This window comes from Janibacter hoylei PVAS-1 (genome assembly GCF_004025845.1).
GTDB lineage: Bacteria > Actinomycetota > Actinomycetes > Actinomycetales > Dermatophilaceae > Janibacter > Janibacter hoylei.
Genome location: NZ_PIPF01000010.1, coordinates 243471 through 255799, shown reverse-complemented (window position 1 = coordinate 255799; position 12329 = coordinate 243471). Strand labels below are relative to the sequence as shown.

At 70.5% G+C, this 12329-nt stretch carries 12 protein-coding genes; 4 read left to right on the top strand and 8 right to left on the bottom strand.

Annotated features, from left to right (window positions below; translation table 11 throughout):
• The first annotated feature begins 53 nt into the window (after nucleotides 1-53).
• Both CWN80_RS11280 and CWN80_RS11275 read left to right on the top strand, forming a co-directional pair.
• The gene (locus tag CWN80_RS11280) at nucleotides 54-680 is read left to right on the top strand and encodes a DUF47 domain-containing protein (RefSeq protein ID WP_007927299.1); all 627 of its coding nucleotides are present in this window, start codon (nucleotides 54-56) and stop codon (nucleotides 678-680) included.
• A 5-nt stretch (nucleotides 681-685) separates the two neighbouring features.
• Entirely contained in the window at nucleotides 686-1687 is a 1002-nt protein-coding gene (locus CWN80_RS11275; RefSeq protein WP_007927298.1) for an inorganic phosphate transporter, read from the top strand.
• An 85-nt stretch (nucleotides 1688-1772) separates the two neighbouring features.
• Here the strand turns inward: CWN80_RS11275 and pstB are convergent, their stop codons facing one another.
• The 8 genes from pstB to CWN80_RS11235 all read right to left on the bottom strand — a co-directional run bounded on the left by pstB (nucleotide 1773) and on the right by CWN80_RS11235 (nucleotide 10894).
• Complete coding sequence (pstB, locus tag CWN80_RS11270) at nucleotides 1773-2552, bottom strand: phosphate ABC transporter ATP-binding protein PstB (protein WP_007927297.1); 780 nt, start codon at nucleotides 2550-2552, stop codon at nucleotides 1773-1775.
• 23 nt (nucleotides 2553-2575) lie between these two features.
• Entirely contained in the window at nucleotides 2576-3637 is a 1062-nt protein-coding gene (gene pstA, locus CWN80_RS11265; RefSeq protein ID WP_007927296.1) for a phosphate ABC transporter permease PstA, read from the bottom strand.
• Nucleotides 3637-4596: a phosphate ABC transporter permease subunit PstC gene (gene pstC, locus CWN80_RS11260; RefSeq protein ID WP_051987952.1), complete on the bottom strand. Its 960-nt coding sequence runs from the start codon at nucleotides 4594-4596 to the stop codon at nucleotides 3637-3639. The genes pstA and pstC overlap by 1 nt, the downstream gene beginning before the upstream one ends.
• A 115-nt stretch (nucleotides 4597-4711) precedes the next feature.
• Complete coding sequence (gene pstS, locus CWN80_RS11255) at nucleotides 4712-5827, bottom strand: phosphate ABC transporter substrate-binding protein PstS (protein ID WP_007927294.1); 1116 nt, start codon at nucleotides 5825-5827, stop codon at nucleotides 4712-4714.
• A gap of 222 nt (nucleotides 5828-6049) precedes the next feature.
• On the bottom strand, nucleotides 6050-7006 hold the full coding sequence (locus CWN80_RS11250) for an NUDIX hydrolase (protein WP_007927292.1): 957 nt from the start codon (nucleotides 7004-7006) through the stop codon (nucleotides 6050-6052).
• Nucleotides 7007-7008: 2 nt separating this feature from the next.
• Nucleotides 7009-9291, bottom strand: a complete 2283-nt coding sequence (locus CWN80_RS11245; RefSeq protein ID WP_007927290.1) for an RNA degradosome polyphosphate kinase — start codon at nucleotides 9289-9291, stop codon at nucleotides 7009-7011.
• A 5-nt stretch (nucleotides 9292-9296) separates the two neighbouring features.
• Complete coding sequence (gene mshD / locus CWN80_RS11240) at nucleotides 9297-10190, bottom strand: mycothiol synthase (RefSeq protein WP_007927288.1); 894 nt, start codon at nucleotides 10188-10190, stop codon at nucleotides 9297-9299.
• On the bottom strand, nucleotides 10187-10894 hold the full coding sequence (locus tag CWN80_RS11235; protein ID WP_040881214.1) for a response regulator transcription factor: 708 nt from the start codon (nucleotides 10892-10894) through the stop codon (nucleotides 10187-10189). Before CWN80_RS11235 ends, mshD begins: the two co-directional genes overlap by 4 nt.
• A 42-nt stretch (nucleotides 10895-10936) precedes the next feature.
• Between CWN80_RS11235 and CWN80_RS11230 the strand changes: the two genes are divergently transcribed.
• Together CWN80_RS11230 and CWN80_RS11225 are read left to right on the top strand one after the other, a co-directional pair.
• Nucleotides 10937-11779, top strand: a complete 843-nt coding sequence (locus tag CWN80_RS11230; protein WP_128277298.1) for a hypothetical protein — start codon at nucleotides 10937-10939, stop codon at nucleotides 11777-11779.
• A 49-nt stretch (nucleotides 11780-11828) separates the two neighbouring features.
• Complete coding sequence (locus CWN80_RS11225; RefSeq protein ID WP_128277297.1) at nucleotides 11829-12323, top strand: heme-binding beta-barrel domain-containing protein; 495 nt, start codon at nucleotides 11829-11831, stop codon at nucleotides 12321-12323.
• Nucleotides 12324-12329 lie beyond the last annotated feature (6 nt).

Below are 12329 nucleotides of genomic sequence, written 5' to 3'. Positions count from 1 at the left end.
GTCCTAGAGTGGGCGCGACCCTGCTTCCTCCCCTGAACCGGAGTCTGACCCCCGTGGGCATCTTGCGACCGTCGTCCCGCGACGACGCCTTCTTCCAGCTCCTCGCCGACAGCGCCCGTCAGAGCGTCCTGGCTGCCGAGACCCTGACCCAGATGTTGGCGGCCGAGCCCGCCGAGCGCGAGGCGCTCCTGCCCCGGCTCAAGGACATCGAGCACGACGCCGACGAGGTGACCCACGCGGTCATCCACAAGGTCAACTCGAGCTTCGTCACCCCCTTCGACCACGGCGACATCGTCGAGCTGGCCGCGGCCCTCGACGACTGCACCGACTCCCTGGAGTCGGTCGGCCAGATGGTGGTCCTCTACCGCATGGACGGGCTCATGCCGGAGGTGACCGGCCAGATGGAGGTCATCGTCCGGATGGCCGAGCTCACGGCCGCCTCGATGCCCCGCCTGGCGACGATGAAGGCGCTGCCGGAGTACTGGGTGGAGATCAACCGCCTCGAAAACGAGGGTGACGTCATCCACCGCACGCTGCTGCGGGACCTCTTCGGCGGCGCGGTGACCGACCCCGTCGAGATCATCAAGCACAAGGACATCATCGAGCGCCTCGAGCAGGCGGCCGATGCCTTCGAGCGCGTCGCCCACCGGGTCGAGACGATCGCCATCAAGGAGTCCTGACCTTCGTGGACTGGTTTCCCGTAGCGCTCGTCACCGCGCTGGCGATGGGCTTCAACTACACCAACGGCTTCCACGACGCGGCCAATGCGATCGCCACGTCGGTGTCGACCCGCGCCCTGACCCCGCGGGCTGCGCTCGCCATGGCGGCCGTCGCCAACCTCTTCGGCGCCTTCTTCGGCGCCAAGGTCGCCGAGACGGTGGGCAAGGGCATCATCGAGGCCCCCGGCGGTGAGCTCGGCCTCGTCCTGTGCGGTGCCGCGCTGCTCGGCGCCATCCTGTGGAACCTGCTCACGTGGTGGTTCGGCCTCCCGTCGTCGTCGTCGCACGCGCTCATCGGCGGCCTGGGCGGTGCGGCGCTCGCCGCCGGCGCCGCCGTGAAGTGGGCAGGCATCTTCGAGAAGGTCGTCATCCCGATGCTCGTCTCACCCTTCGTCGGCATCCTCGTCGGCTTCCTCGTCATGAAGCTCATCCTGCGGATCTTCCGCGACGCCCACCCGGGGCGGACCAAGCGCGGATTCCGCATGGCGCAGACCGCGTCCGCCGCGGCCATGGCCTTCGGCCACGGCATGCAGGACGCCGCGAAGACCGCCGGCGTCGTCGTGCTCGCCCTGACCGTCGCCGGGTACCAGAGCGGCGACGACCACCACATCCCGATGTGGGTCCTCGTCATGTCCGCCGTCGTCATCTCCCTCGGCACCTACGCCGGCGGGTGGCGCATCATGCGCACCCTTGGTCGGGGGATCATCCACCTCGACCCGCCGCAGGGCTTCGCCGCGGAGGTCACCGCGGCCTCGATCCTCTACGTCGCCACGATGCTGCGGGCGCCGATCTCGACGACGCACGCCATCACGGCGGCCATCATGGGCGTCGGCTCCACGCGCTCGCTCAAGGCCGTGCGCTGGGGCGTCGCCAAGAACATCGTCGGCGCCTGGATCTTCACCTTCCCCGGCGCGGGGCTGAGCGCAGCCGTCGTCATGTGGGTGGCGATGCCGCTCTTCGGCGTCTGACCCCGAGCACGACGAACGGCCGACGGATCCCCCCTGCGGGTCCGTCGGCCGTTCGCGGCTGCCCCCGGCGAAGGGGGGCGGCAGATCACCCGAAGCGACCGGAGATGTAGTCCTCGGTGGCCTTCTCGGTGGGGTTGTTGAAGATCTTCTGGGTGTCGTCGAACTCGACGAGCTGACCCGGCTTGCCGGTGCCCTCGATGTTGAAGAAGCCCGTGCGGTCCGAGCAGCGCGCCGCCTGCTGCATGTTGTGCGTCACGATGACGATCGTGTAGTTCTCCTTGAGCTCGGCGATGAGGTCCTCGACCGCGAGCGTGGAGATGGGGTCGAGCGCCGAGCACGGCTCGTCCATGAGGACGACCTCGGGCTTGACGGCGATGGTGCGGGCGATGCAGAGGCGCTGCTGCTGACCACCGGAGAGGCCGGAGCCGGGCTTGTCGAGGCGGTCCTTGACCTCGTTCCACAGGTTGGCGCCGCGCAGGCTGGTCTCGACCAGCTCGTCGGCGTCCGACTTCTTGATCCGCTTGTTGTTGAGCTTGACGCCGGCGAGGACGTTTTCGCGGATGGACATGGTGGGGAAGGGGTTCGGCTTCTGGAAGACCATGCCGACCTTGCGGCGGACCATGACCGGGTCGACACCCTTGCCGTAGAGGTTTTCCCCGTCGATGATCACCTCGCCCTGGACGTGGGCTCCGGGGATGACCTCGTGCATGCGGTTGAGCGAGCGGAGGAAGGTCGACTTGCCGCAGCCCGAGGGGCCGATGAGGGCCGTGACCGACCGGGGCTCGATGGTGACCGAGACGTCCTTCACGGCGAGGAAGTCGCCGTAGTAGATGTCGAGGTTCTTGACGTCGATGCGCTTGGACACGTCGTGGTTCCTTGTCTGTCGCGTCAGCGACCGGTCTTGGGGGCGAAGAACTTGGAGATGAGGCGGGCGACGATGTTGAGGACCATGACGATCACCATGAGGACCAGGGCTGCGGTCCAGGCGGCGGCGATGCTGTCGTCCTTGTTGGTGCCCGGGTTGGCGTAGGAGCTGTACGCGAAGAGCGGCAGCGCCGACATCGAGCCCTCGAAGGGGTTGAAGTTCACGGCCTTGGCCGCACCCATCGTGATGAGCAGCGGGGCCGTCTCGCCCATGACGCGGGCGATCGCCAGGGTGACGCCCGTGGCCAGACCGGCGACGGCGGTCGGCAGCACGACCTTGACGATCGTCAGCCACTTGGAGACGCCGAGCGCGTAGCTCGCCTCGCGCAGCTCGTTGGGTACGAGGCGCAGCATCTCCTCGCTCGAGCGCACGACCGTCGGGATCATCAGGACCGACAGCGCCACGGCGCCGACGATGCCGGACTGGTAGGACTCGTCGCCGAGCATCATCGTGAAGAAGCCGATGGCGAAGAGACCCGCGACGATCGACGGGATACCCGTCATGACGTCGACGAAGAAGGTCAGACCGCGGGCGAGCGGGCCCTTGTTGCCGTACTCGACGAGGTAGATCGCGGCGAAGAGGCCGATCGGCACGGAGATGAGCGTCGCGATGCCGGTCGTGATGACCGTGCCCATGATCGCGTGGTAGGCCCCGCCGGTCTCACCGGTCGTGACACCGCGCATCGAGTAGGTGAAGAACTCGACGTCGAAGCGGTCCAGGCCCTTGGAGATGATCGTCCACAGCACGGAGACGAGCGGCACCATCGCCAGGAGGAAGGTCGTCGTCACCACGCCGGTGACCAGGCGGTCCATGGCGTGCCGTGAGCCCTCGACGCTGCGCGAGGCGACGTAGATCGCGATGCAGTAGAAGAGCGCACCGACGAGGATGACGGTCAGCGGGCTGAGCCCACCGACCACGGCGAGGAGGGCGACGGCGGCGACACCGGCGCCGGCGAGGATCGCCCAGCGGACCGGCTGCTCGAGGCGGCCGTCCGCCTGGACGTCGTCGTGGGTCGTGGCGGTCATCAGTTGGCTCCAGAGAACTCGGACCGGCGGGAGATGATCCACCGAGCGAACATGTTGACGAGGAAGGTGACGACGAAGAGCGCGAGACCGGAGACGAAGAGGGTGCTGCGCTCGATGTCGAAGGACTCCGGGAAGTTCAGCGCGATGTCACCGGCGATCGTGCCCGGCGTGCGCGAGGTGAGCAGCTCCCAGGAGTAGCCGCCGCCGCTCGCGGACAGGATGATCGCGACGGCCATCGTCTCGCCGAGGGCGCGGCCCAGACCGAGCATCGCACCGGAGACGACACCCGACTTGCCGAAGGGGATGACCGTCTGGCGGATCATTTCCCACCGCGTGGCGCCGAGGGCTAGCGAGGCCTCCTCGTGCAGCCGCGGCGTCTGGAGGAAGACCTCACGGTTCACCGCCGTCATGATCGGCAGGATCATGATCGCGAGGACGACGCCGATCATCAGCATCGTGCGACCGGTGGTCGTCACCGACTCACCGCCGAAGAGCGGGATCCAGCCGAGGTACTCGTGGAGGAACTCGAAGGTCGGGACGGCGCTCTGCGCGATCTGCATGCCCCACAGACCGAAGATGATGGAGGGCACGGCCGCCAGCAGGTCGACGATGTAGCCCAGGCCCGCAGCCAGGCGGCGCGGCGCGTAGTGGCTGATGAAGAGGGCGATGCCGATCGACAGCGGCACGGCGATGAGCAGCGCGATGATCGACGAGAGCAGGGTGCCGAAGATCAGCGGCCCGATGTAGGCGACGAGGCCCTTCTGCCCGCGGACCTCGGAGGGGTCGGCCACGAGGGCGTCCTTGGCCCCGAAGAAGAGGAAGAAGGTCACCCCCACGAGGACGAGGAGGATGACGACGCCGGCGGAGAGGGAGAGTCCGCTGAAGACGGCGTCGCCGAATCGGCGTCCGGACTTCAGGTCGCTCCGTCCGGGGGAGTCCACTGCTGAGGTGCTGCTCACGGTGTCCTGCTGCTTCCTTCAGGGGGTGGGAAGGGGGTGGGCTGACAGGCCGATCGGCCCTGCGACTGCGCTGCAGCCACAGGGCCGATCGGGTCGACCCTGAGGGTCACACTGGTCAGTCGGTCTTGATCTGGCCCAGGGCGTCGGTCGCGTTCTTGGTCGCGGCCTCGCTCAGCCCGGCCGAGCCGGCGGCGTCGGTGGAGGCCTTCTGGCCGTCCTCGGAGACGGCGTACTCGAGGTAGGCCTTGACCGTGCTGGCGACGTCCTTGTCCTCGTAGTCGGTGCAGGCGACCGCGTAGGAGACGAGCACGACCGGGTAGACGCCCTCGCCCGCGTTGCCACGGTCGAGCTTGACGGCGTAGTTGGTCTTGCTGCTCTCGTCGACGCGCTCGGCGCTCTCGAGGATCTTGGCGGCGGCGTCGGGGCTGTACTCGATGAACTCCTCGCCTGCCTTGATCTTGGCGGCCTTGAGGTCACCGATCTGCGAGGCGTCGGCGTAGCCGATGTTGCCCTCGCCGGCGCCGATGGTGTCGACGACACCGGAGGTGCCCTTGGCGGCCTCGCCACCCTTGATCGGCCAGACGTCCTCGGGCTCGTGCTTCCAGTTCTCCGGGGCGGCCTCGGAGAGGTACGCGGAGAAGTTCTTGGAGGTGCCGGACTCGTCCGAGCGGTTGACCGGCGTGATCTTGGTGTCGGGCAGGTCGACGCCCTCGTTTTCCTTGGCGATCGCCGGGTCGTTCCAGGTCTTGATCTTGCCGGAGAAGATGTCGGCGATGACCGGGGCGCTGAGGTTGAGGCTGTCGACGTCCTTGAGGTTGAAGGCGACGGCGATCGGGGAGACGTAGATCGGGAACTGGATGGTCTCGCCGGTGCAGCCCTTCTCCTTGGCCTTGGCGATCTCGTCGTCCTCCATGGCGGAGTCGGTGCCCGCGAAGTTCACGGCGCCGTTGATGAACTTCTCCCGGCCGGTGCCGGAGCCGTCGGGGGCGTACTCGACGGTGGCGTCGGGGGCCACGTCGGTGAAGTTGGCGATCCACTCGTTCTGCGCCTTCTCCATGGAGCTGGCGCCGGCACCCTTGATGGTGCCCGAGGCGGAGGCAGCGGCGTCGCCGTCGCCACCGGAGGCGGAGGTCTCGCCCTCGTTGCCTGCGCCACAGGCGGCCATCGTGAAGGTCAGGGCAAGAGCAGCGGAAGTGGTGAGGACCTTGCGGCCGCGGGTGGAACGGATCACGTCTGTCGAACCTCTCTGAGGGGGTGGACACGGACGCGCGACGAGGGCAGCCCGCCGCGACCGCCGTGGTCGTACGCAACGAAAGTAGGGAGCGACGGTGACCGCAAGGGCCGCAACCGGTGAACAGTCGATGAATCAGACCTGCACAATGCGTGGTCCGGTCGCGCCGCGTGCGTCTTCGGGGTATCGGGAGCCGGTGTCCGGTCTTCGCCGCGCCGGTCCTCAGCCGCGGTCGAGGGGGTGGTGCCGCTCCGCAGCGACCACCCGCGCGTCCTCGCCGGTGCCCACGACGTGGGCGACGAGGACCTCTCCCTTCGCCAGGCCTGAGCCGACGGCGTCGTCGACGACGGACCGCGCGACGAGACCGGGGGCCAGGCGTGGGTCGACCCGCTCGAGCACCCGGGCCACGAGGTCGGGCAGGACCGGCCCGTGGCTGCACAGGCAGGCGGGGACACCCCGCTCGAGCAACCGGTTGAGGTGGTGGCCGGCGCGGCTGGGGTCCTCGGCGTAACCCTCCTCGGACAGGCCGGGCTTGAGGCGCAGGCGTCCGCCGGAGGCGGTGGCGTAGGGGGCGAGGGTGTCGCTCGCCCGGGTCGAGGGGCTGCTGACGAGTCGCTCGATGCCGTAGCCGGCGAGGAGGGGGACCAGGTCGGCCGCCTGTGTACGCCCCTGGTCGTCGAGGGGCCGCAGCCAGTCGTCGTCCGTCCACGAGGCGCGGGGGCGGGCCTTGGCGTGGCGGAGCACGGCGAGGGGCCAGGTCGTCAGGCTCCCCTGCGCGTCCGCGGCGACGAGGGCGTCGAGCTGGGCGAGGTCGTGCGGGTAGGTAAGCGTCGCACGGGCCGCGTCGGCCTCGAGCCAGGCGACCTCGTCGACCTCGTGGACGAGCCCGCCGACGCCGCCGGTCACCTCGGCGGCCCAGTAGCGCACCTCCTTGACCGCGGGGCCGGACTTCGTCGCGACCGTGTAGGTCGTGGTCGGCAGCGGGTGCCCGAGCCGCACGCGCAGCCCCGTCTCCTCGAGCGTCTCGCGCACCGCGGCGACGGGGAAGGTCTCGCCGGGGTCGAGCTTGCCCTTGGCCCACGACCAGTCGTCGTACCGGGGGCGGTGGACGAGGGCGACCTGCAGTCGCCCGCGCCGACGTCGCCACGGCAGGGTGCCCGCGGCCAGGACGGTGGCCATCGTCAGCGCCGCGCCTTGCGGCGCCGCTTGGCGTGCATCGCGATGAGGGCGGCCTGGATGTCGGGCAGCGGGGACCCGTCGGGGCCCTGGTGCACCCGGGTCCAGCGCCCGTCGCCGTCGAGGCTCCAGTGGGCGTAGTCGCCGGACATGCCACGCGTCACGAGATCGAAGATCTGGTCGACGTGGCGTGGCTCGCTGATGCGCACGAGGGCCTCGACGCGTCGGTCGAGGTTGCGGTGCATGAGGTCGGCCGAGCCGATCCACGCCTCCCGGTCCTCGCCCTGCCCGAAGAGGAAGACGCGGGAGTGCTCGAGGAAGCGGCCGAGCACGGAGTGCACCCGGATGTTGGCGCTCAGGTCGTCGATGCCCGGGCGCAGGGCGCAGATGCCGCGGACCCAGACGTCGACGCGGACCCCCGCGTTGCTCGCGCGGTAGAGGGCGTCGATCGTCCGCTCGTCGACGAGGGAGTTGACCTTGACGGCGACGTAGCCGTCGCCGCTGCGCTCCTGGCGGGCGATCTGCTTGTCGATCCGCTCGACGAGTCCGTCGCGGATGCTGCGGGGTGCGACGAGCAGACGCTTGAACTTGCTGCGTGGCGCGAGCCCCGACAGCTGGTTGAAGAGGCGGGTCAGGTCCTCACCGACGACGGGGTCGGAGGTGAGCAGCCCCATGTCCTCGTAGAGGCGCGCGGTCTTGGGGTTGTAGTTGCCGGTGCCGACGTGGCAGTAGCGCTTGACCCCGTCGGCCTCCTGCCGCACGACGAGCGCCAGCTTGCAGTGGGTCTTGAGGCCGACGATGCCGTAGACGACGTGGACGCCGGCGTGCTCGAGCTTGCGGGCCCACTCGATGTTGTTTTGCTCGTCGAAGCGCGCCTTGATCTCGACGACGGCGAGCACCTGCTTGCCGGCCTCGGCGGCGTCGATGAGGGCGTCGACGATCGGGCTGTCGCCGCTGGTCCGGTAGAGCGTCTGCTTGATCGCGAGGACCTGCGGGTCAGCGGCGGCCTGCTCGATGAAGGCCTGCACCGAGGTCGAGAAGGAGTCGTAGGGGTGCTGGAGCAGCACGTCCTGCCGGGCGATGCGGCCGATGAGGTTGGCGGCCTTGGAGGACTCCGCCGGCGCCAGGTCGGCATTGGTCCGGGCGACGAAGGGAGGGAAGTGCAGGTCGGTCCGGTCGATGTCGGCGATCTCGTTGAGACCGCGCAGGTCGAGCGGTGCCGGCAGACGGTAGACCTCGTCGTCGGTGACGCCGAGCTCGCGCGAGAGCAGCTCCATGACGTGGTCGTCGAGGTCCTCCTCGACCTCGAGACGCACCGGCGGGCCGAAGCGGCGCCGGGTCAGCTCCTTCTCGAGGGCGGCGAGCAGATTTTCGGCGTCGTCCTCCTCGACCTCGAGGTCCTCGTTGCGGGTGACGCGGAAGGAGTAGTGCTCGTGCACCTCCATGCCGGGGAAGAGCTGGTCGAGGTGGGCGGCGATGACGTCCTCGAGCGGCACGAAGCGCGCCTCGAAGAGGTCGGAGGTCACCGAGGCCGTCGCCCGACGCACCTTGAGGAAGCGCGGGAGCGAGGGCGGCATCTTGATCCGCGCGAAGTGCTCCTTGCCCGTCTTGGGGTTGATGAGGATGACGGCGAGGTTGAGCGAGAGCCCGGAGATGTAGGGGAAGGGGTGGGCCGGGTCGACGGCGAGCGGGGTGAGGACCGGGTAGATCTCGCTGCCGAAGAGCTCGCCGAGCCGCTCCTGCTCGGCGGGCTCGACTTCGCTCCAGCGCACGATGCTGATGCCCTCGTCGACGAGCGCGGGGCGGACCGAGTCCTCGAAGATGCGGGTCTGCACTGCCGTGAGGTCGTGCGCGATGCGCGAGATCTGCTCGAGCACCTCGCGCGGCTCGAGCCCGGAGGGGCTGCGCACCGCGATGCCGGTGGCGATGCGGCGCTTGAGCCCGGCGACCCGGACCATGAAGAACTCGTCGAGGTTGCTCGTGAAGATCGCGAGGAAGCGGGCGCGCTCCAGGAGCGGCACGGACTCGTCGGCCGCGAGCTGGAGCACGCGCTCGTTGAACTGCAGCCAGCTGATCTCGCGGTCGAGGAAGCGGTCGACGGGCAGGTCTGGCGCTTCGTCCGCGTCGTCGCTCCCGCCGGCGCGGACGAAGCGGCCGTTGGTCGCCCGCGGGCGCAGCTCGGGCGTCGCGGCGGGGGACGAGGAGGTGATCGAGATGTCTCCGGCGGGACCACTGCCCGGGCGCGCGGTCACGGCAGGGCGGGGCACGGGGGAGGAAGCGTCGGACATGCACCTCATCCTGTCACTGCGGGGTGAACCTCGCGTGAATACATCACGTGCACGGCCCGCCGCTCGAAGCCGGCCCTGCGGTAGGTCGCGAGGGCGGGTTCGTTGTCGCCCTCGACGTACAGCTCGACGTCCACGACGCCGCGTCGGGCGAGGTGGGCCAGACCGAGCCGGGTCAGCGGGCCAGCGAGCCCCCGGCCGTGCAGCTCGGGGTGGACGCCGACGACGTAGACCTCGCCGGTGCTCCCGCCGGGCGGGTCGATCTTGGTCCAGTGAAATCCGGCGAGACGGCTCGGGTCGTCGTCCTCGAGGAGGATGAGCCCCTCGGGGTCGAACCAGGGCTGAGCGGCCCGCTCGGCGAGACCGTCGGCGTCGAGACTCCCCTGCTCGGGGTGGTGGGCGAAGGCCGCCGCGTTGACGGCCAGCAGTGCGGCGTCGTCCTCACCGGGTCGGAAGGTCCGGTGGCGGATCCCGTCGGGCAGCTGCGGGTCGATCTCGTCGCCGGGCCCGACCGGGCGGGCGAGGACGAGCAGCTCGCGCACGACGTGCAGCGCGAGGCGGTCGGCGACCGCGCGGGCGGCGGGCAGGTCGCCGTGGGCCCAGGGGCGGGCGTCGGGGCGCCGCTCGAGGGCGGTGGTCAGCAGGGCGGTCCCGGTGCCCTCACGCCGGGCGTCGGGGACGACGAAGGCCTCGAGCGAGCCGTCGGCCAGCGTGGCCGCGTAGCCGAGCAGGCGGTCGCCGTCCGTGACGAGGAGGTGGTCGCCGGCCCGGGGGAGAGCGAGGAGGAAGGCCTCGCTGAGCGGCTCGACCCCGTCGGCGGAGGCCACGGCCGACGCAGCGGCGCGCACCTGCTCGACCTGCTCGGGAGCCAGCTCGACGAAGGGGGTGGGAGACCAGGTCACGAGACCTCGCCCCCCGTCTCGGTGAGCTCGTCGCCGCGGTCGGGGACGAAGCGGTAGCCGACGTTGCGGATCGTGCCGATGAGCTGCTCGTGCTCGCTGCCGAGCTTGGCGCGCAGGCGTCGGACGTGGACGTCCACGGTGCGGGTCCCTCCGTAGTAGTCGTAGCCCCAGACCTCCTGGAGGAGCTGGGCCCGGGTGAAGACGCGACCCGGGTGCTGGGCGAGGTGCTTGAGGAGCTCGAACTCCTTGTAGGTCAGGTCGAGCAGCCGCGTCCCGAGCCGGGCGGAGTAGCTGCTCTCGTCGATCGTCAGGTCGCCGGCGACGATCCGCTCGTCGTCCTCCGCGTCGGCCTCGGCGGTGCGGGTCATCGCCAGGCGCAGCCGGGCCTCGACCTCGGCGGGACCGGCCCCCTCGACGACGACGTCGTCGACCGACCACTCGGCGGTCACGGCGGTCAGGCCCCCCTCGGTGAGGATCGCGATGACCGGGGCGCCGGTGCCGGTGGCGCTCAGGACGCGGCAGAGCGAGCGCGCCTGGACCAGCTCGGTGCGGGCATCGACGAGGACGACGTCGACGGCCGGGGCCTCGATGACGGCGGCCGCCTCGGCAGGGAGCGTGCGCACGTGATGGCCCAGCAGCCCGAGGGCAGGGAGGATCTCTGCGCTGGGCGCCAGGTCGTCCGTGAGGAGGAGCAGTCTGGCCATCGCCCCCAAGAATATGCGTGAACGGGCGGCTACCCTCGCCACGTGACCACAGATGTACCCGCCGAGCACGAGACCCGAGCCTCGCGCCGCACGCAGCGTGCGGGCGCGGACCGGGGAGTCGACGCGACGGCCCCGGCGACGCGGCCACGGCCCGTCGTGGTCGCCGCGACCGTCGTGGCCGGGCTCGCCCTGAGCGCCGCGGGCGCCTCGGGGGAGCGCGTCGTCGAGATCGTGACGATCGTGACCATCGGTCTCGCCGTGGCGATCGGCTGGCCGCCGCTCGTCGCTCCACGCAGTCACGTCGGCATGACCGTGGTCCTCGCGGTCACCGCGCTGGCCCTCGGCGCAGCCCTGGCAGTGCAGGACCGCGAGCCCTACCTCGAGCACGTCCCGGCGGCGATCGCCCTCGGCGTCATCGCCATGTGCCTCCACCCCCTCGTCCATGCCCCCGCGCGGGTGCACCTCGCGACCTCCTTGTCCGGCACGGCCCTCGGCCTGCTGACGATCGGCGGCGGTGGGCTCTTCGTCAGCACGGTCTTCGTCGGCGGGGGTGGGCCGGTCGTCGTCGTGGGCATCGCCCTCGCGGTGGCGGCGCTCGTCGACCTGGTCCTCGAGCGCCCGGGGGCGAGCCCGTGGCTCATCCCGACGGGCATGCTCGTCGGTGGTCTCGCCGCGCTGGCCGCTCACTTCGTCATCGACGGTCAGCTCGCCGCCTGGCCGGCGCTCATCGGCGTGACCGGGGCCGGGGCGGCCGCCGCGATGCGTCGGGCCCTCGCCCAGCGGGCCGCTGTCGACGGCCCCCTCGGGGCGCTCGCCGCGGGTGCCGCGTCGGTCCTCGTCGTCGCGCCGCTCGTGCACCTCGTGGCTCGGCTGCCGCTCGTCTAGCGACTCCTCGGGGCGGTCGGGCGGTCGACGCCGCGTCTACGATGGGCGCGTGTTCACCCTCGATCCCACGATCCACCCCGATGTCGCACCCCTCGCCTGGCTCGTCGGCCGCTGGGAGGGCGCCGGCGTCCTCGGCTACCCGTCGATCGAGTCGGCCAACTTCGGTCAGGAGATCGTCGTCAGCCACGACTCGCGCCCCTTCCTCCGGTGGGAGAGCCAGTCGTGGATCCTCGACGACGAGGGCAACAAGGTGCGTCCGTCGGGCACCGAGCTGGGCTTCTGGCGGGCCGGGGGCGAAGGGGAGGCGGAGCTGCTCCTCGTCCACCCCACCGGCATCGTCGAGATGTACTACGGCACGGTGGAGCCGGGCCGGATCGAGCTGCAGACCGACGGGGTCATCCGCAGCCCGCACGCGAAGGAGTACTCCGCGGCCAAGCGCATGTACGGCCTCGTGAAGTCCAACCTGATGTGGGTCATGGACATGGCCGCGATGGGCCAGCCGATGACGAGCCACCTCTCGGCGGAGCTCAAGCGGGTCGAGTGACCCCCC

Excerpts from the sequence above, each read along its gene's own strand:
- pstA (WP_007927296.1), bottom strand. The coding sequence starts at position 3,637 with ATGACCGCCACGACCCACGACGACGTCCAGGCGGACGGCCGCCTCGAG.
- CWN80_RS11250 (WP_007927292.1), bottom strand. The coding sequence starts at position 7,006 with ATGGCCACCGTCCTGGCCGCGGGCACCCTGCCGTGGCGACGTCGGCGC.
- CWN80_RS11245 (WP_007927290.1), bottom strand. The coding sequence starts at position 9,291 with ATGTCCGACGCTTCCTCCCCCGTGCCCCGCCCTGCCGTGACCGCGCGC.
- CWN80_RS11235 (WP_040881214.1), bottom strand. The coding sequence starts at position 10,894 with ATGGCCAGACTGCTCCTCCTCACGGACGACCTGGCGCCCAGCGCAGAG.